An 18,779-nucleotide genomic window follows, 5' to 3' on the forward strand; every position below is an offset into this window, starting at 1 on the left:
CCCTCAGACCGCCGGTGCGACCGCGGTCCGCGGCGCGGCGGTCGTGTCGCCGATCCGGAGTTGCGAGCGGAAGGCCGCGGGGGTGGCCGGCTCGCCGTCGATCATGGCGAGGGCGGCCCGCGCAGCCGCCTGGCCCTTCTGCACGAACGGTTGCACGAGCGTCGTCAGCGCTCGAATCGGCGAACTGTGGAACAGGCTGTCATCGACACGGATGCCGTCGAACCCGACCACGCTGACATCCTCCGGGACGCGGAGGCCGTGCTCGAGCGCCGCCGAGATCACGCCGACGGCGAGCAGGTCGCTCTGCGCGACGATCGCGGTCGGACGCGCATCCGCGGGGACCTGCGGCCCGAAGAGCGCAGCGCCGGCGAGGCGCCCCTCGTGCACCGTGCTGCCCGCAGTGGCGAGTGCGCGCGCCGCCGGGAACACCCCGCGGACGCCCCGGAGGCGTTCGAGCGCTGGGAACGAAGTCGCACGCTGCAGGTCCTCCTCGCTGATCCAGCCGCGGCGACCGCTGTCCTCGAGCGGGAGCGCGACGACCGTGACGTCCCGGTGTCCGAGGTCGCGGAGGAACGCGGCCGCGCGTCGCGAGCCTTCACGGTTGTCGAGCTGGATCGGAACCGCTCCGTCGATCTCGTCCGCCTCGACCGCGACGACCGGGATCCGCCGACGCCGCAACACCGCGATCGCCGGATCGATGCGGAGTCCGCAGCCGATCAGGATCACGGCGTCCACCGGTGCATCGACGAGGGGCCCGTAGCGCTGGTGGTCCCGAGGGCTGCGGATGAGCATGAGCGACACGTCGCGCTCGCCGGCAACCTCGGCGATGCCGTCGAGCGTGAGCACATTGACCGGATCACGGAATGCGTCGCTGAGGCGCTCGTCGAGCACCACTCCGATCACTCCGGACCGGCCGCGACGCAGGGATCGGGCCCGCGGGTCGGGCCCGTCGTAGCCGAGGTCCGCGGCAGCGGCAAGCACGCGCTCACGCGTGGCCTCAGCGACGCGTCCAGCGCCACTGAAGACCAGCGAGGCGGTCGACGCGGCGACGCCGGCGGCACGAGCGACGGCGGCGAGCGTGGGGCGCCGCCCGCCGCCCGATTGCGCGTCGACGGTTGCATTGGGGTCCATGGGGTTGTTAGCGTAGCCCGGGTTCGATGTCGAATCGATTCGATTCGCATCGGTGCCTGCTGTCCTCACGTCATCCAGCGATTCGAGAGCTGACCGATATGACCGCCACCGTCGCCGCAACCGATCGGGGAATCACGGTCGTCGCGTGGCGGAACAGCGTGTTCGTCGTGTTCACGCTGTCCGGGCTCGCCATCGCGACCTGGCTCGGACGAGTTCCGACGGTGCGCGACAGCCTCCACGCCTCGACCGTCGAGATGGCGCTGCTCGTCGTCGGCATGTCGGTCGGGTCGATCCTCGGGCTGACGGTCGCCGGCCACGTGGTGAGTCGCTTCGGCGCCCGACACGGCGTGCAGGTGGCGACGGCGTGCCTCGGTGTCGGCCTGCTCGCCGCCGGACTGGTGGTGAGCCTCCGGTGGGGTATCGCCGGACTCATGCCCTGCCTCTTCGTGTTCGGCTTCGGGAACGGGCTCTGCGACGTCTCCATGAACGTCTCCGGCGCAGCCGCGGAACGCGCCGGAACGCGCACGATCATGCCGCTGTTCCACGCGGCGTTCTCGCTCGGCACGCTGGGCGGCGCCGCACTCGGCGCGCTGGCGGAGGCCGCGAAGGTCCCGCTCGTTTGGCACTTCGGTGGGACCGCGGTGATCCTCGCCGCCGCCTTCCTGACCGCCGTGCGGTGGTTTCACGACGAGCACCGCATCGGAGACGAATCGGAGGCGCACCACGCGCCCGCAGCCGCCGACCCGGCCCTCGACCCGCTCTCGTCCGGCATCCCGACCGGCGGCATGCCCGCAGTACCCGGCCGATGGGCCGTCTGGGCGATGCCCGGGACGCTCCTCATCGGCATCATCGTGCTTGGCATGGCGCTGGCCGAGGGGTCGGCGAACGACTGGCTCGCGCTCGCCATGGTCGACGGTCATGGGCTCACCGACGCGGGTGGGAGTGCCGTGCTCTCCGTGTTCGTCGCATCGATGACCGTCGGCCGGATCCTCGGCGTCGTCGTGATCGACCGATTCGGACGGGTTCCGGTCCTCCGGGGCTCCGCGATCCTCGCGATCATCGGTCTCTCGCTGCTCATCGTCGTGCCGAACACCGCGATCGCGATCGTCGGCGTGATCTGCTGGGGACTCGGCGCGTCGCTCGGCTTCCCCGTCGGCATGTCGGCCGCGGCGGGCGATCCGCGGGTCGCCGCGGCGCGCGTCAGTGCGGTCGCAACCATCGGGTACCTCGCATTCCTGGCCGGGCCGCTGCTCATCGGATTCATCGGCCAGCAGACCGGGCTGCTGCACGCGCTGCTCGTGGTGCTCGTCTTCGTCATCGCGGCCGGGGTGGTGTCCGGTGCGGCGCGCGAGCCCCAGGCGCTCCGGCCGAGGACAGGGCGCGACGTTCGCGCCGGTTAGAGTCGTCGGGTGCGTCTCGTCATCGCCCGCTGCTCCGTCGACTACGCCGGCCGTCTCGCCGCACACCTGCCGCTCGCCACGCGCCTGCTCATGATCAAGGCGGACGGGTCGCTGCTCGTGCACTCCGATGGCGGAAGCTACAAGCCGCTGAACTGGATGAGCCCGCCCTGCACGCTCGCCGTCGCCGAGCCGGACGCCGACCAGGCGTCGGCGGGGATCAACGAGGTGTGGACGGTCACCCAACGCAAGACCCAGGACCGACTGATCGTGTCGATCCACGAGATCCTCTCGGACAGCTCGCACGATCTCGGCGTCGATCCCGGACTCGTGAAGGACGGGGTCGAAGCGCATCTGCAGCAACTCCTCGCCGAGCAGATCGAGCTCCTCGGCGACGGCCATACCCTTGTCCGCCGCGAATACATGACCGCGATCGGACCGGTCGACATCCTCGCGCGCGACGATGCTGGAGCGAGTGTCGCCGTCGAGATGAAGCGGAACGCCGGCATCGACGCGGTCGAGCAGCTCACGCGCTACCTCGAGCTCATGAATCGCGACCCGCTCCTCCGCCCCGTGCAGGGTGTGCTCGCCGCGCAGACCTTCGCGCCGCAGGCTCGCACCCTGGCCGAAGACCGCGGAATCCGCTGCGTGGTGCTCGACTATGACGCCATGCGCGGCATCGAGAGCGGACACGCGCGCCTGTTCTGACGCACCCGCCGATAGGCTGGCGACAACATGTCGACTCGCCCGTTCACCGCAGTCCTGTTCGACCTCGACGGCACGATCAGCGACTCCGCCCCCGGGATCGTCGACTCGCTGCGATACATGCTCGACCAGCTCGAGCTCCCCGTGCCCCCGCTCGAGACACTGCTGACATTCGTCGGTCCGCCGATCCTCGAGACCTTCCGTTCGGCACTGCACATGGATCCCCCCACGGAAGCGCGTGCCCTGTCGATCTACCGCGCGCACTACCTTGCGCACGGCGTGCTGGACTCGCGCATGTTCCCCGGAATCGACACGGTCATCGAGACGCTGCACCGTTCGGGCGTGCCGATGTCGACGGCCACCAGCAAGCCGGAGACGCCGGCGACCGCGATGCTGGAACGCTATGGGCTGACGCGGGATATCGACGTCATCACCGGTGCGAGTGATGACGAAACCCGCAGTGACAAGGCGGACGTCGTCGCCGAAGCGCTTCGACGGCTTGGGGGACGCGGATTCGACATCAGCCGGCCGGTGCTCATCGGCGACCGCAGCCACGACGTGACCGGTGCGGCCGCGAACGGCGTGCCCACGATCTTCGCCGCGTGGGGCTACGGGCAGCCCGCCGAGGCGCGCGGCGCCATCGCGGTCGCGGCCCAACCGCTCGACCTGCTGCCGATGCTGCTCCCGGATCACGCGTGAGCAGCACGAGCGCGCTTCGCGCAGCGCCGTGGACGCTCGCCGCGGTCATCGTGGTGATCGCCCTGAACTTGCGCGGCCCCATCGTGGCGCCCGCGCCGGTGATCGGCGCGATCCGATCCGATCTCGGTATCTCTGCCGCCACCGCCGGACTCGTCACCACGATTCCCGTGCTGTGCTTCGCCCTGGCGACTCCGCTCGCGAGCTGGCTCATCGGTCGTTTCAGCCCGGAGCGCGCTGTCACCGCGTCGCTCGTTGTCGTGCTCCTCGGCACCGTGATCCGATCAGGAGGCTCAGCCGCGGCCCTCCTCATCGGCACCGCGGTGATCGGCGTCGGGATCACGATCGGCAACGTGGTCATCCCGGTGGTCATCCGCAGGGACTCCAGTCCGGCGCGCGTCGGACTCGTCACCGGCGTGTACACGTCAGCGCTCAACGTCGGATCGATGATCACGTCGCTCGGGACTGCCCCGCTCGCCACCGTCGTCGGATGGCCCGTCGCGATCGCCCTGTGGGGCGTCATCGTGCTCATCGCGCTGGGCGCGTGGAGCGTCTTCGCCGGACGCATGGCGTGGCGGTCTGGAGCGACGGTGACGGAAGCAGGTCGCGCCTCCGTTCCGAAGACCGGCCCGATCGATCAGGTGCTGGACGCCGACGCGATCCGGAGGCCCACAAACGACCCGAACGCAGCGCCTGTTCCGCGCGCGGTCATCGTGGGTCTTCTGCTCGCGTTCGGTGGGCAGGCATTCGCGTACTACGCGCTCACCGCCTGGATCCCGACGCTGCTTCACGACCGGATCGGGTTCAACCCGGCGAGCGCCGGAGCCTCATCGTCGGTCTTCCAGATCCTGGCGGTGGTCGGTGCGCTCGGCGTGCCGGCGCTGGCGACGCGGTGGCGCCCTCGAGCGATCATCGCGCTCATCGCCGTGCTGTGGGTGGCGATGCCGCTCGGGCTGCTGCTCGCACCGCACCTCTGGCTGGTGTGGGAGATTCTCGGTGGCGCTGCGCAGGGCGGTGGCATCACGGTGATCTTCATCGTGATCGTCCGGCTCGTGAGCAACGACGACCAGGCGCGTCGGACCTCGGCAGTGGTGCAGGGCGGCGGCTACCTCATCGGCGCGGCAGGACCGCTCGTCATGGGTGGTCTGCACGAGGCGAGCAATGCGTGGACCGTGCCCCTGCTCGTCGTGTTCGCGGCGACCATCCTGCTCGGGGTGGCCGGAACCGCCGCATCGCGGTCGGTGCGCTGATCGGGTCCGAGCGCCACGACCAGGGGCCCTACCGCGCCGGTGCGTCCGGTGCGATACTGCAGCGCATGACGGGTCCGATCGTCGATGCCACCGCTGCGTTCAGCGGGTTTTCCGTGTCCGACATCGGGCCGGCGCGCGACTTCTACGAGCGCGTCCTCGGACTCGCGGTGGACGAGCAGAACGGGATGCTTCGGATCGCGCTCGGCGGCGGCCACTCGGTGCTCGTGTACCCGAAGGGCGCCGCGCACCGGCCGGCGTCGTTCACGGTCTTGAACTTCCCAGTGCCGGACGTCGACGCGGCGGTCACGGCACTCGCTGCGCGAGGCGTGGTGTTCGAGCAGTATCCGGGTCTGACCGATGAGCGAGGGATCGCTCGTGGAGGCGGTCCGATCATCGCCTGGTTCACCGATCCGTCGGGGAACATCTTCAGCGTCCTCGCGGACTGAGCGACCGACGCCGCGAGACTCCCGTCAGCGCCTGCCGCGAGCGGTGCTGATCAGGCACGGGACCTCGGTCTGAGCGCTCGCGCCACCACCACGTTCCAGAGACCCGCGACGAGCAGGGCGCCGCCGATTCCGGCGAGCACTGAGCCGACGACGTCGGTCGGGAAGTGCGCGGCCACGTACAGGCGCGCCCACGCGGCCACGACCACGAAGGCGGTCCCAGCGATGCCGAGGAGCACGCGGAGCATGGTTCCTCGGACGAGGAAGAGCACCGCGACGCTGAACGCGACGGCGAACACGACGTGGCCGCTTGGGTAGCTCAACGTGCTTCGGCCGGCGTGCAGCACGTGGCTGACGCTGTCCACGGGCGGTCGAATCTCGTGGACGACCTCCTTCGGGATGAGGCACAGCAACCAGCCGGCCCCGGCGGCGATCGCGGCGCCGAATGCCCGCAGCCAGCCGTAGAGCAGGCCGCCGACGACGAGGAGGACGACGATGTAGAGGGCGACGACCGGCACCTTGTCGAGCCCGTCGAACAGCAGCGCGACGCGATCGAGCAGTGGCGTGTGCATGTCGTTGAGCGCGCGGTCGACGCCGAGCTGGGCGGCTCGGAGGCTCGGAGCCACCTTTGCGACGAACCCCACGATGAAGACGGCGACCCAGAGCGCGGCGACGGCAACGATCCAGTGGCTCGGGATCGAGAGCAGCGGCGATCGGCGCGGTGCGGGCCGCTGGCGAGAACCTTCAGTCACGGATACGAAGTCTGACGTATCGCCACCCAGAATTGGCGGACTTCCTGCCAGTCTTCTCATCCGCGTGGCGCGGGCGGTTCGCCGACCGAGTCGTCATGCTGAACGCGTGGATCTCGCTTCGAACACCCGGCGCTCGCATCGCTACCATCACCGCCTCGCATGGATGGCCGCTGCCGGGGTACTCGGAGCGGTGATCGCGGTGCTCGTCGGCCCTGTGCGATGGGCACCATCGATCGGATGGGCGTGCGCGTGTCTCGTCTACGTCGTCGGCGCGTTCCCGCTGCTCCGTGCGGACGCTGCGCGCACGCGGGAGCTCGCCGCTCGGGAGGATCCGCGTCGGACCGTCAGCGATCTGCTGCTCGTGTTCGCGGCCATCGCGAGTGTCGTGGCCGTGATCGTGGTGCTCGCGACGGCGGGCAAGCTCCAGGGCGTCGAGAAGGACCTCGGGGCGGCGCTCGGGGTCGTCAGCGTCGGGTTGTCATGGTTCCTGGTGCAGACCCTGTTCACGCTTCGGTACGCCGAGCTGTACTACAGCGCAGCCCCCGGCGGAATCGACTTCAACAATGACGACGAGCTGCCCACGTTCGTCGACTTCGCGTACTTCGCCGTGACCGTGGGCATGACGTTCCAGGTGTCCGACACGTCCATCCGGTCGTCGCGGATCCGAGCGGCGACGCTCCGGCACGCGCTCATCTCGTATTTCTTCGGCACCTTCGTGATCGCGAGCGTGGTGAACCTCGTCGCCGGTCTCGCGTAGATCGATCGAGGCGCGGCCGCGTGCATCTGCGGGAGGCATCCCGCGAGGCGCAGGGGCAGTCCGCGACCGCTCAGCGGTCGAGCGGGCGATACGCCGTCGCCCACCCGCTGCGCATTCGCGTGACCGCGCGATCCCACGACGGCAGGATCTCGACGCCGGGGAGCATGATCGCCTGCATCTGCAGGCCTTCGTAGAGCGCGATGAGCTGCTCAGCGCCATGCTTCGGCGTCATCGTCCGCGGTTCGCGCTTCGCAAGGACATCCCGGGTCAGCATGAGCACGATGTCCTCCAGGAATCGGTCATACTCACTGCGGAACCACCCGGCCGCCGCGTGGGTCGGGTCTGATCCAGCACTGAGCAGCGCGATGCGCATGCGGATCATCGCACGATCCCCATCAGCGGCCGTCAGCAACGCCCGAAGATAGGCTGCCGCGCCGTCCGACTCCCCGATGTGCATGCATGTCCGCCGCAGGCTGCCGGACCACTGGTCCGCAACCGAGACGACGAGCAGCTCCCAGCTCGGAAAGACCGAGCGGATGACGTCAGCGTGGAGCCCCGCCGTCCGCGCGACGTCGTCGACGCCGACGCTCGGGAAATCAGCGTCCCGGTAGGTCTCGATCGCAGCCGCGGTGATCCGCTGACGGAGGTCCGAATGCGGCACCGCCAGCTCTGCAGACATGCCGTCCATTGAATCGGTCGAGCGCCGCGGCGTCACGGCCCCATCCGGGGGGCGGAGGCGTTGACGCGTCACGTCGGTCGGTGATGCCGCCAAGGAACGACAACGAATCCGGAATACGCGGAGGCGCGTCCTCTGTTGCGCCTGACCGTGAACCTTTTCGACTCAGCCGACTTCGGCGCATTGCATCTGAAGAATCGCATCGTCATGGCCCCGCTGACGCGACTCCGCGCGGGTGAGCGCGGTGTCCCGAACGACCTGCTCGTCGAGCACTACCGGCAGCGGGCCGGCCTCGGGTTGATCGTCACCGAGGGCACCTGGCCCGTGCAAGAAGGTCGTTCCTACCCCGGTCAGCCCGGTATCGAGACCGACGAGCAGATCGCCGGGTGGGCACGCGTCGCGGACGCCGTCCACGCGGCGGGTGGCACCATCGTGATGCAGCTCATGCACGGCGGGCGCGTCTCGCATCCCGAGATCGCGCAGACGCCTCGCATTGTCGGACCGAGTGCGATCGCCGCCCCGGGGCAGACACACACGGCGACGGGCAAGGTCGACATGCCGGTGCCGCACGCGCTCGAGCTCGACGAGATGCCGGAGGTCATCGAGGGCTTCGTCCGGGCTGCGCGCAACGCGGTCGCCGCTGGTCTCGACGGCGTGGAAGTCCATGGTGCGAACGGATATCTCGTGCACGAGTTCCTGTCGCCGGTCTCGAACACGCGGACGGACATCTACGGAGGGTCGCCCGAGAATCGTGCGCGGCTCGCGATCGAGGTGACCACAGCCGTCGCGGCGACGATCGGAGGAGATCGGACGGGAATCCGGCTCTCACCCCAGCACAACATCCAGGGCGTCCTCGAAGAAGACTCCGACGACGTCCTCGCCACGTACAGCGCGGTGGCAACCGGTCTCGCGCCGCTGCACCTTGCGTTCGTGGATGTGCTCCACCCGGAACCCTCGGGCCACCTGGTCCGGACGATCCGTTCACTCGCGGGTGCCCCACTCATCGCCAACACCGGGTTCCAGTCGCCGACCGGTCGGGCCGACGCCATCGCGCTCGTCGCCGACGACGTCGCGGATGCCGTGGGCGTCGGCCGTGCCGCCATCGCGAACCCGGACCTCGCGGCGCGCTGGGAGCACGATCTCGAACTCAACGAGCCGCGCCCGCACCTCTTCTATGGTGACGGCGCCGAGGGATACACCGACTACCCGGCACTCGCCGAGCTCCCGGCGGTCTGAACCGAACGGCCGCCGGCGCGAGCGAGAACACCCGCGCCGCGGCGGTCAGCGGCTTGCCGCAGCGCACGGGCCCTGTACGAGCGCACATTCCCGCGCATGCACCAATTCCGCAATTGTTGAGGTGCAATTGTTAGCGTGCGGAACATGCGATTCGCACTCAGGGTCCGTGCGCTGTTCACGTTCGTCGCAATCTCGATCTGCGCGGGCCTCCTCGTAGCAGTGGCTGCTGCGCCGGTGGCCGCCGCCACTGGTGTGTCGGCATCGAGCGTCGTGCAATTCTTCCGAGGTCTGCCGAGCTATCTCCAGATCGGGACGCCCCAGCAGGCATCGACGATTTACGCGAACCAGAACGGCAAGCAGGTTCCCATCGCGTCGTTCTTCTCGGAGAACCGCGACGTCGTTCCCGGGTCCAAGATCAGTCCGCTCCTGAAGAAGGCGGCGGTGGACACGGAAGACCCTCGCTTCTACCAGGAGGGCGGGATCGACATTCCCGGAACGCTCCGGGCAGCGATCGCGGACTCGACGGGTGGGGGGCGCCTCCAGGGCGGATCGTCGATCACCCAGCAGTACGTGAAGAACGTGCTGGTGCAGCAGTGCGAACAGCTCGATACCACTGCACAGGTCAACGCCTGTTATCAGAAGGTCTCGGGGACGACCATTGCCCGAAAGCTGCAGGAGCTGCGCTACTCGATCGCAGTGAACAAGCAGTATTCGAAGTCGACGATCCTCAACGGATACCTGAACATCGTCGGCATGGGCGGCAACGTCTACGGCGTCCAGGCGGCATCGCAGTATTACTTCGGCGTGAATGCCTCAGACGTCTCCTTGCCGCAGGCCGCCACGCTCGTCGCGATCCTGAACAATCCGTCGAACCTCCGCATCGATGAGCCGGGCAACAAGTACAACGGATCCGCGAACGGCTACAAGTTGACGCTCGATCGTCGCAACTACGTGATTCAGCGGATGTACGTGCACCACTCGATCACAAAGGCGCAGGAGACGCAGGCGATCGCGACGCCGATCGCACCCAAGATCACGCCCGCGAGCTCCGGGTGCTCCGCCGCCGCGACCAACTACGACGCCGGATACTTCTGCGAGTACGTTCGCGCCGAAGTCCTGCACGATTCGGCGTTCGGAGCGACGACGAGCGCCCGCGCGCAGGCGCTCGACACCCAGGGACTCAAGATCTACACCACGCTTGACCTGGCGCTCCAGGCGCAGGCGCAGGCCGACCTCAGCCGCTACGTGCCCGCGACGATGTCCGGAGTCGATATCGGCGGCAGCGACGTGACCGTGCAGCCCGGTACCGGCCACATCCTGGCCATGGTGCAGAACACCGCGTATTCCCAATCCGATCAGGCACCGGCGGGGTCGACCGCGGTGAACTACAGCGCCGATGAAGGGTATGGAGGCTCGATCGGGTTCCAGACTGGATCGACATTCAAAGCGTTCACGCTCGCGGAGTGGCTCGCAACGGGGCACACGCTCTCGGAATATGTCACGTCGAACCAGCACTCGTACCCGTTCTCGCAGTTCCAGAACTCGTGCGAGAACATCGGCAACAGCGTGTGGAACGTCGCGAATGACGTGGGCTTCAGCGGCAATTACACGGTGCTCCGGGCAACGGCGGAGTCCATCAACACCGTCTTCGCGCAGATGGGGAAGCAACTCGACCTCTGCAAGATCGCCGACCTCGCCAAGGCGATGGGTATTCATCGGGCCGACGGGAAACCGCTCACGGAGTTCCCATCGATGATCCTCGGTGTGAACGAGCTCTCGCCGCTCAATTTGGCGAGCGCCTACGCCGGCTTCGCGAACGGTGGCGTCATGTGCACACCGGTCGGTATCACCAGCGTGACCACCGCCTCCGGCAAGTCCATTGCACCGACGCCGTCCAAATGCTCGCGCGGCGTGCCGGCGAACGTCGCGGCAACCGTCGACTACGCACTGCAGTCCGTGTTGAGCGGCTACGGGACTGCCGCAACGGCGAACCCGCAAGACAGCACGCCGAAGTTCGCCAAGACCGGCACGACCGACTCGGACGTGCAGAACTGGCTCGTCACGTCGACAACGAAGTACACCAACGCCACATGGGTCGGAAACGCGAGTGGCACGGTCCCCCTCGGAAACCGCTCGCTCCTGGGCGGGACGACCGGCTACAACGCGAAGTTCTCCGTCGACCGCGCGCTTCTGAGCTGGCTGGACACCCACTATGGCGGCGGCGCCCTCCCCACACCCGATCAAGCGATGATCGGCACACCGGTGGTCACGACGCCCACCCCGACGGCTACGCCGTCCACGGGGACGACCCCGACGGCCCCGGCCACAACGAACAGCACATCGGGAACCGCATCCACCGGCGGCCAGTCGACCGGCGGCACGACGACGAGCGGGACTGCCGGCGGCACCTCGGGAGGCGCATCCGCAGGCGGCACCCCGAGCGCGCCCGCGACGCAGGGTCCGGCAGCGCCGGCGTCAGGAGGCTGAGCGAGTCACGAGCGCGACGCGACGCGCCCGCTCGTGACGGACCGACACCCACGCCACAATGGCGACGATGCACGCGCCGAGGATCGCGCTGACGGCGCCCGTTCCGACCCCAAGACCGCCCCGAGACGGTTCGACGGCGAACCAGTCTGCGAATGACGCGCCGACCGGCCGGGTGAGGATGTAGGCGATCCAGAAGGCGGGCACCGCGGCCATGAGCCTGGCGGCTCGCGCGAGGACGACCACGACGATCGCCGAGGTGAACATCAGGCCTGCGACAAGGAACCCGAGCCCGAACACGTAGGCGGCGAGATCGCCCGCAGCGGTGCCGAGTGCAAAGGTCGCCACAACGGCCGACCAATAGAGCAGTTCGCGGCGCAGCGTGTCGATCGCGTGCACGTCGACCGTGTGCTCGGTGCGCTGCCACACGACGAACACCGCGATGAGCACCACGAGGAACACCGGTGCGGACACGAAGTACGGGATACCGGCGGCGACGTGCGCTGCGTCGGCGACCATCGTCCCGAAGACGCCGACCATGACCACAGCAGCCCAGTACAACCACGGGATGTAGCGCTTCGCCGCGATCTGCACGACGAGGACCACCGCGAACACCACAGCGGTGATACCGACGGTCAGGTACGGATCGAAGTGCCGCACCATGAAGTCCGACAGCGCCTCCCCCATGCCCGTCGTCAGCACCTTCGCCACCCAGAATGACAGCGTCGGATCCGGGACCTTGCTACGGTTCATAGTCTGAGCATTGCCGAAGCGTTCAAAGATTCGTCGGATCGACCCGCCTCGGCCGACTCGAGTCCGCACAGGTCGGTACACCCGGCACCGGCGGCCCCTCGAGCCGCCACCGGAAGGAGCCGAATGAATTCCCGTCGACTCGTACGATCTGTCCGTCGCCTGCCACGGCGAACGCTGAACGGCCTGCGCGCCGAGTGGTATGCGATGGGCCGGCGGCGCCCCGTCGACCAGAACCTGGTGCTCTTCGAGTCGTTCGCCGGCAACGGCGCCACCTGCAACCCGGAAGCGCTCTTCCGCGCGATGCTCGCCGCGCCCGATCTGAAGGACCGCACGGCCGTGTGGGCCCTCGACCGCGCCTCCGCGCGATCCATGCAAGCGGAGTTCCGCGGCAACACGCGCGTTCGAGTCGTCGAGCGCGGCACCTTCGCGTACTGGACCGTGCTGGCCACTGCGGGCGTCCTCATCAACAACGCGACGTTCCCGCCCGAGTTCGACCGACGGCCAGAACAGCGCTACCTCAACACGTGGCACGGCACGCCCCTGAAACGCATGGGGTTCGACGAGCCCGACGGCGGGTTCGCGTCGGCGAACACGATCCGGAACTTCCTCCAGGCCACACATCTGCTCTCGCAGAACCGCTACATGACCGACCGCATGTATCGGCAGGCGTACAAGCTCGACGGGTTCGGCCCCGCGCGCCTCATCGAGACCGGCTATCCCCGCAACGATCACCTGTTCGACACACCTGGTGCGGAGGCGACCAGGTCCCGGCTCGGTGTGCGGAGCCTCCAGGATGGCGGAGGCGTCGTCCTCTATGCCCCGACGTGGCGCGGTGAACGGTTCACTGCACCGACGGACCACACGGGTGAGATCGCGCGTGTCGCGGCGTTCATCCAGGCGACGCTCGAGCAGGCGGGATCGGCGGCGCGCGTGCTCGTCAAACCGCACCAGGCCGTCCTCGAACTCGCACGACAACAGCCGGCGCTCCACGACGTGCTCGTGCCCGAAGACATTCCAACGAACCGGCTGCTCGCCGCGACCGACGTCCTCGTGTCCGACTACTCGTCGATCGCTGTCGATTTCCTCGCCACCGGTCGCCCCGTCGTCTTCGCTGGCCTCGATGGCGACGACTACGCGGCGACGCGCGGCCTCTACGTCGACCCCGCGTCCTTCCCTGGGCCACGGTGCACCGACCTCCCGTCGCTCGCCGCCGCCGTCACGCGCGGTGTGCAGCACGGCATCGATCCCGAATTCGCCGACCGGTACAGCGCGATGGCTGAGGCGATGGTGCACCTCGACGACGGTCGCGCGTCCGCGCGGGTGCTCGACGTCGTCTTCCGCGGCGTCGGCGAGGACACGTGGCCGCGGCTCGACGAACAGCCGCACCGGCCATCGATGCTCATCCACCTCGGTGGGATGCGAGCGAACGGCATCACGAGCGCCGCAGTGAACCTGCTGCCCGCCCTCGTCGACGCCGGCGTCGATGTGAGCGTGACCTTCCCGCGATCCGACACCAGTGTCGCGCGCGCGAGCCGCGCCCGAGTCGACCCGCGCGTCCGGCAGCTGCCGCGGATGGGCGGCATGAACGGCTCGAAAGTGGTGCAACTGCAGCGCCGACTCGCGGACCGCCGGTCCGATCCGCTGCGCCATCACGAGCACCCGGAGCTGTCCGCCGCGTACGACGCCGAATGGCATCGCTGCTTCGGCGACGCCCGCTTCGATGCCGTCGTCGACTTCAGCGGATACTCGCCGTTCTGGGCGGCGCTCATGCTCCACGCGCCGAAGCCGGTCGTCCGGTCCATCTGGATGCACAACGACATGGCTGCGGAAGTCGAGCGCCTCGTCAACGGCAAGCCGAGCATGCGCCGATCGCTGCGCGCGGTGATCGGCATGTACGACCAGTACGAGCGGATCGTCGCCGTCTCGGAGTCACTCCGCGACCACAACGCCACCGCACTGGCGGACGTTGCGCACGGACCGTTCCTCGCCGCGCGCAACCTGGTGGATGACCGCCCGATCCTCGCGGGCGCAGCGGTACCGCCCGAGCGGGTGCTTCGCGAGCGGCACGAGGCACGCCGGCTCGACCCGCCGGAGCCCTTCGAACGACCCGTCTGGCTCGATGACCTCGCCGACCCGCGCCTGACCTGGTTCGCGTGCGTCGGTCGCCTCTCCCCCGAGAAGAACCACGCGCGCCTCCTGGATGCGTTCGCGACGGTGCATCGCGATCGACCGGACACGCGCCTCCTCATCGTCGGCGACGGCTATCTCCGGCCGACGCTCGAGCAACAGGCCGCGCGACTGAGCATCGCCGATGCGGTCGCGTTCACCGGAGCGGTGGGCAACCCCTACGCGTTCATGGCGGCCGCAGACTGCGTCGTCCTGTCGAGCGATCACGAGGGGCAGCCGATGGTCATCCTGGAGGCGGCGGTCCTGCACCGCGCGATCGTCTCGACCCGCTTCGCCTCAGCCGCGCACGCCCTCCCGGGTGACATGGTGCACCTGGTCGAGCGAAGCGCGGATGGCGTGGCGGATGGGATGCGAGCGTTCCTTCGCGGGGAGGTCGCAGCGGCGAGCCTCGACGTTCCCGCCTACGACGCCGAGGCGCTGGACGAGTTCCTGCGCGCCACGCTGCCCGAGGGCACACCGCACTCCGGGGATTCTTGGCCACAACCCGAGAGACTGGGCGCGTGAATATCCTCCACCTGCTCGACGCATCGACCGTCCTGCACGCGTTCGGCCCATGGGTGCTGCTCGGCGTCGGGATCCTCGTGTTCATCGAATCGGGCGTGCTGTTCCCGTTCCTGCCGGGCGATTCCCTGCTCGTCACCGCCGCGATCCTCAGCGTTCCGCTCGGTATCGCGCCCTGGCAGACCGCGCTCGTCGCGATCGTCGCGGCCGTTCTCGGCGACCAGGTCGGCTACTGGTTGGGACGGCGTTTCGGACGGCGACTGTTCCGCGAGGATGCGCGGGTGCTCCGGACGGAGCGCCTCGCCGAGGCGGAGGCGTTCTTCGCGCGGTATGGCGGCCTCGCACTCGTGCTCGGCCGCTTCGTGCCGATCGTCCGCACCTACGTTCCGCTCGCAGCGGGCGCAGCGGCGATGCCGTGGGCACGGTTCGCCCGGTGGAACCTCGTCGGAGCGGTCATCTGGCCGGTCCTGCTCACGCTCGTCGGCGTCCTGCTCGGCGGTATCCCCTTCGTCGCGAAGAACATCGATGCGCTCGCGGTCCTGATCGTCATCGTGTCAGTCGTGCCGATCGGGATCGGGGCGCTCCGCAAGCGCAGCGCCGCCCGCGGAGCGCGGAGCTGATCCGGCGATGCCTGCGACGGGACGCCTGCTGCTGGTCGAGGACGACGCGCGCCTGGGGCCGCTGACGGCCGAACTGCTTGGCGATGAGTGGGATGTCACGCTCGTCGCGGATGGCGAGACCGCCCTCGACGTCAGCGCTGACCGTCTGTTCGACGTCATGGTCGTGGATCGTCGCCTCCCCGGCATGGACGGGGTCGAGTTCATCCGCGCGCTGCGGACTCGACGCGATGCGACACCCGTCCTGATGCTCACGGCGCTCGGGTCGCTCAGCGACAAGATCTCCGGACTCGACGGCGGGGCGAACGACTACCTCGTCAAGCCGTTCGAGTTCGAGGAATTGAGCGCGCGCCTCCGCGCGCTGACCCGGGACTACGCATCGGAGGGCGATCCGATCCCGATCGGGGAGTGGACCTTCTATCCCGACACCGCGAGCGTGTACTCGCCGTATAGCGGCCGGATTCAACTCACGGAAAAGGAGAACGCGCTTCTCGCACTGCTGGCGAAGGCGCCGACGACTGCGTTCTCGCGCGCGCACATTCTGTCCGCGGTATTCGACAAGGGCGAGCAGCTCGGCACGGTCGACACCTATGTCCACTACATCCGGAGGAAGACCGACCGGGAGATCATCACGACCATTCGCGGGACGGGATACCGGATCGGTACGCCCTGACACCGCGGAGTCGTCGCGAGAACCGCAGGACATCGAGGGAGAAGCTTCGCCAGGCCGTGCGGAGCGAGCGCCCGTGTCGCCACTCGCGCCACGTGATGGCGATGATGGCCGCGTCAAGGATCGACATGAGGACCAGCCCGATCGACGGCGTGAACGCGAGCTGGATGAGCTGCACGACGAGGAACGCTCCGAGCGCGGCGATCGCCCACGGGTAGACCCGACGCTTGTTCGTTGCGAGCGCGACGACGATGGCGAGCTTGAGCACCCCGTGGAACAGCAGATACGCAGCACCGATGAGCAGGCCGGACGACGTCAGGCTCGAGGCAGTGCGCAAGATCCACGAGGCCAGCCAATTGTGCGGATGTGCGTCGAGTGTGCCGTCGGTCAGCGATAGCACGATCGCATGCACTTGCGCCGGGGCGAGCAGGAGCAGCGGAATCCCCGCCGCGGTCTCGACGAATCCGTCGATCCCTTTCGTGACGACACCGTAGAGAAAGACGGCGTCGATGATCCGGTTCCGTCGTCGCCGGTCGATCCACATGGGTCAAGGGTGCACGGATCGGAGCCAGAATCAACCAAGGGGACAAGGCGGAGAGACGAGCGTGAGCGCTGTCCCCCGATCCGGTGACAACTCGCTGCGGAACGTCGCGCTTTCTGAACGGATGACCAGCTTTCGGGTTCAACCTTCCGGGCCACGTCTAGACCGTGACCAATACGTTACCTTTACGTGCCGGGCATCGGACGGCACACCACGGCGTCGCCGCCGGGTGATCGGGACTACTCCGCCGAGAGGAACTCATGGCTGGACGACACGCGCTGCCGGAGGCCGCACCCACCCGCCGCTCCCAGCACACGTCGTCGGGACCGGCGTTGCGCAGGTCCACCTTTACGCCCGTCGAACCGCCGCGACCGCGTCGTGCTCGCCGCGCTGTCGAGTCCCCATCCTTGCCCGGTCGTGCGCTTCCGGAGCCCGCACTCCCGCAGCCCGCGGTCCTATCGCGCAAAGCGATCCGTGTCGAGTGCGCGCGCCGCGTGAAGCACGCGAAGCGCGTCGCCCACGTGCTCGCGCCGCTGATGGCGCTCACCTCGGGTCTCGGTTTCGCGCTGCCGGCGAGCGCAAGCCCACTGCATCCGGCTTCGGCAGGTGCCGCGCACACGGTGCCGAATCTCGCGAGCCAGCATTTCCAGGTGTCGAGCGGTGTGACCGTCCCGGTGATCGAGAACGGGCAGGCGACGGTGATCTCGACCCCCACACTCGTGGTGGGCTGGGGAACGTCCGTCCCGCAGGCGAAGACCGTGGTCACGAACGCGTTGAGCATGGGCGGCGACCGGGCGAAGATCATCGATGCGGCGCTGGCGTACCTCGGTGACCCGTATGTCGAGGGCGGAGCCTCGCACAGCGGGATCGACTGCTCGGGCCTCGTGATGGTCGCCTACGCGTCGGTCGGGATCCAGCTCGCGCACTACGTCCCCTCGCAGGACGCCGTTGCGACGACGATTCCGGAGAGCGAGGCGCTCCCGGGCGATCTCGTCGTGTACGACAGCGAGGCGCACATCGGTATCTACCTCGGCGATGGCCTCGTGCTGCAGGCGCCGCATCCCGGCGAGCCGGTCGACATCATCGGGATGTTCCCGGCCGCCCACCATTTCGCGCGCATCCTGCCCGCCGGACAGTAACTCGCGCCGTCGACCGGCGCGCTGGTCCGGACCTACGGTCCTGCCGGTCGCGGAGGCTCGGTGAGCGTCACGACAACGAGGGCCGCGTTTCCGGCCACCTTCTCCGTGCGCGATCCGTGACTGCCCGCGCACTTGAGCGGCACGGTTGCCCGCTGGTAGACCTCCACATCGAGGACGCCGTGCGCACTCCGACCATCTGCTGCTGATTGCACAGAGCGGTATGCGGCGACGACGGTGCGGTTCGGCAGCCGGACCGGCTCGAGGCTGAAACCATCGGAGGCCGCGGCCGCCAGGAGGTCGCGTTCGGCGCGCGGCCTGTTCGGCGCCAGATAGTAGGCGGTGTAGCGAGGACTGGCACCGACTGTCCGATAGCCGGCGTCGCCGATGTCGCACACGCGGTTCGCGCCAGACCCGAAGAGTGCGTCGCCGAGCGGGGCGAACGCGTCCTGTGCGACATTCCGCTGCAGTCCGCCGGAGAGCCACATGAACCCGGCCGCGATGATCCCGATGCAGAGCAGCGCAATCCCACCGATAAGGCCGGCGGCCCGATACGCCCGCATAGGCTCAACTTATCGTTCTTCGCGACGGGAGCGGACCCAGAATGCGCCAGAGGCTGCGGCTCTCAGGGGCACCGCAGGCGCTCGGCGCTGCGGCAAATCGATCCAGAATCCAACCCGGCTCCCCAGAATCCACCCATCCTGGGACGGAGCCGCGGGTTCAGATCACGATCAGACAGGTCAGTGCCCGTCCACAGTGTTCTCAAAGGCAGACGGCCCTCAATCGTTCCAGGGCAACCCGCCGACGACGCGCACCGCGGTGCCGCCGCTGACCACGCCACAGGAGA

At 68.6% G+C, this 18,779-nt stretch carries 18 protein-coding genes; 12 read left to right on the plus strand and 6 right to left on the minus strand.

All coding sequences use genetic code 11. The features are described from left to right. Nucleotides 1-3 precede the first annotated feature (3 nt). Nucleotides 4-1,131 (minus strand): LacI family DNA-binding transcriptional regulator, encoded by a 1,128-nt coding sequence (locus tag CAM01S_RS04885; protein ID WP_066517261.1) that lies wholly within the window; start codon nucleotides 1,129-1,131, stop codon nucleotides 4-6. 98 nt (nucleotides 1,132-1,229) lie between these two features. On the opposite strand from CAM01S_RS04885, the gene CAM01S_RS04890 reads away from it, so the two are divergent. The 5 genes from CAM01S_RS04890 (at nucleotide 1,230) to CAM01S_RS04910 (ending at nucleotide 5,625) form a co-directional block, all read left to right on the plus strand. Next, nucleotides 1,230-2,531, plus strand: coding sequence for an MFS transporter (locus CAM01S_RS04890; RefSeq protein ID WP_083527773.1), 1,302 nt, complete (start codon nucleotides 1,230-1,232; stop codon nucleotides 2,529-2,531). 9 nt (nucleotides 2,532-2,540) lie between these two features. Next, entirely contained in the window at nucleotides 2,541-3,236 is a 696-nt protein-coding gene (gene nucS, locus CAM01S_RS04895) for an endonuclease NucS (protein WP_066517262.1), read from the plus strand. 27 nt (nucleotides 3,237-3,263) lie between these two features. Further along, on the plus strand, nucleotides 3,264-3,932 hold the full coding sequence (locus tag CAM01S_RS04900; protein WP_066517264.1) for an HAD hydrolase-like protein: 669 nt from the start codon (nucleotides 3,264-3,266) through the stop codon (nucleotides 3,930-3,932). Continuing rightward, on the plus strand, nucleotides 3,929-5,179 hold the full coding sequence (locus CAM01S_RS04905; protein ID WP_066517266.1) for an MFS transporter: 1,251 nt from the start codon (nucleotides 3,929-3,931) through the stop codon (nucleotides 5,177-5,179). Before CAM01S_RS04900 ends, CAM01S_RS04905 begins: the two co-directional genes overlap by 4 nt. A 65-nt stretch (nucleotides 5,180-5,244) precedes the next feature. Beyond that, nucleotides 5,245-5,625: a VOC family protein gene (locus tag CAM01S_RS04910; protein ID WP_245631540.1), complete on the plus strand. Its 381-nt coding sequence runs from the start codon at nucleotides 5,245-5,247 to the stop codon at nucleotides 5,623-5,625. A gap of 50 nt (nucleotides 5,626-5,675) precedes the next feature. Here the strand turns inward: CAM01S_RS04910 and CAM01S_RS04915 are convergent, their stop codons facing one another. After that, complete coding sequence (locus CAM01S_RS04915; protein WP_066517267.1) at nucleotides 5,676-6,374, minus strand: phosphatase PAP2 family protein; 699 nt, start codon at nucleotides 6,372-6,374, stop codon at nucleotides 5,676-5,678. Nucleotides 6,375-6,480: 106 nt separating this feature from the next. Between CAM01S_RS04915 and CAM01S_RS04920 the strand changes: the two genes are divergently transcribed. Next, nucleotides 6,481-7,131 (plus strand): DUF1345 domain-containing protein, encoded by a 651-nt coding sequence (locus tag CAM01S_RS04920; RefSeq protein WP_245631541.1) that lies wholly within the window; start codon nucleotides 6,481-6,483, stop codon nucleotides 7,129-7,131. Nucleotides 7,132-7,201: 70 nt separating this feature from the next. Here CAM01S_RS04920 and CAM01S_RS04925 read toward each other — a convergent pair whose 3' ends face one another. Continuing rightward, the gene (locus tag CAM01S_RS04925; protein ID WP_157071432.1) at nucleotides 7,202-7,810 is read right to left on the minus strand and encodes a TetR/AcrR family transcriptional regulator; all 609 of its coding nucleotides are present in this window, start codon (nucleotides 7,808-7,810) and stop codon (nucleotides 7,202-7,204) included. 147 nt (nucleotides 7,811-7,957) lie between these two features. Between CAM01S_RS04925 and CAM01S_RS04930 the strand changes: the two genes are divergently transcribed. Both CAM01S_RS04930 and CAM01S_RS04935 read left to right on the plus strand, forming a co-directional pair. Beyond that, nucleotides 7,958-9,043, plus strand: coding sequence for an alkene reductase (locus CAM01S_RS04930; protein WP_066518575.1), 1,086 nt, complete (start codon nucleotides 7,958-7,960; stop codon nucleotides 9,041-9,043). 144 nt (nucleotides 9,044-9,187) lie between these two features. Further along, nucleotides 9,188-11,530: a transglycosylase domain-containing protein gene (locus CAM01S_RS04935; protein ID WP_066517272.1), complete on the plus strand. Its 2,343-nt coding sequence runs from the start codon at nucleotides 9,188-9,190 to the stop codon at nucleotides 11,528-11,530. On the opposite strand, the gene CAM01S_RS04940 is transcribed toward CAM01S_RS04935, so the two are convergent. Further along, nucleotides 11,519-12,280 (minus strand): COG4705 family protein, encoded by a 762-nt coding sequence (locus CAM01S_RS04940; RefSeq protein WP_066517275.1) that lies wholly within the window; start codon nucleotides 12,278-12,280, stop codon nucleotides 11,519-11,521. The genes CAM01S_RS04935 and CAM01S_RS04940 overlap by 12 nt on opposite strands. Before the next feature lie 123 nt (nucleotides 12,281-12,403). Between CAM01S_RS04940 and CAM01S_RS04945 the strand changes: the two genes are divergently transcribed. The 3 genes from CAM01S_RS04945 to CAM01S_RS04955 are packed head-to-tail and all read left to right on the plus strand — an operon-like array spanning nucleotide 12,404 to nucleotide 16,258. Next, nucleotides 12,404-14,971 (plus strand): glycosyltransferase, encoded by a 2,568-nt coding sequence (locus tag CAM01S_RS04945; RefSeq protein WP_066517276.1) that lies wholly within the window; start codon nucleotides 12,404-12,406, stop codon nucleotides 14,969-14,971. After that, nucleotides 14,968-15,588, plus strand: coding sequence for a DedA family protein (locus CAM01S_RS04950; RefSeq protein WP_066517277.1), 621 nt, complete (start codon nucleotides 14,968-14,970; stop codon nucleotides 15,586-15,588). Before CAM01S_RS04945 ends, CAM01S_RS04950 begins: the two co-directional genes overlap by 4 nt. 7 nt (nucleotides 15,589-15,595) lie before the next feature. Further along, a complete protein-coding gene (locus tag CAM01S_RS04955) occupies nucleotides 15,596-16,258 on the plus strand; it encodes a response regulator transcription factor (RefSeq protein WP_066517279.1) in 663 nt (220 codons plus the stop codon). Here CAM01S_RS04955 and CAM01S_RS04960 read toward each other — a convergent pair. Continuing rightward, nucleotides 16,215-16,799 (minus strand): DUF2127 domain-containing protein, encoded by a 585-nt coding sequence (locus CAM01S_RS04960; protein WP_066517281.1) that lies wholly within the window; start codon nucleotides 16,797-16,799, stop codon nucleotides 16,215-16,217. The two genes, CAM01S_RS04955 and CAM01S_RS04960, sit on opposite strands and share 44 nt — an antisense overlap. Nucleotides 16,800-17,056: 257 nt before the next feature. Here CAM01S_RS04960 and CAM01S_RS04965 point away from each other — a divergent pair, with 257 nt between their 5' ends. Continuing rightward, a complete protein-coding gene (locus tag CAM01S_RS04965) occupies nucleotides 17,057-17,935 on the plus strand; it encodes a C40 family peptidase (protein ID WP_083527774.1) in 879 nt (292 codons plus the stop codon). Nucleotides 17,936-17,967: 32 nt separating this feature from the next. On the opposite strand, the gene CAM01S_RS14585 is transcribed toward CAM01S_RS04965, so the two are convergent. Continuing rightward, entirely contained in the window at nucleotides 17,968-18,495 is a 528-nt protein-coding gene (locus CAM01S_RS14585) for a hypothetical protein (protein ID WP_066517284.1), read from the minus strand. Nucleotides 18,496-18,779: the final 284 nt, after the last annotated feature.

The organism is Curtobacterium ammoniigenes NBRC 101786 (genome assembly GCF_001571045.1).
Lineage (GTDB): Bacteria > Actinomycetota > Actinomycetes > Actinomycetales > Microbacteriaceae > Curtobacterium > Curtobacterium ammoniigenes.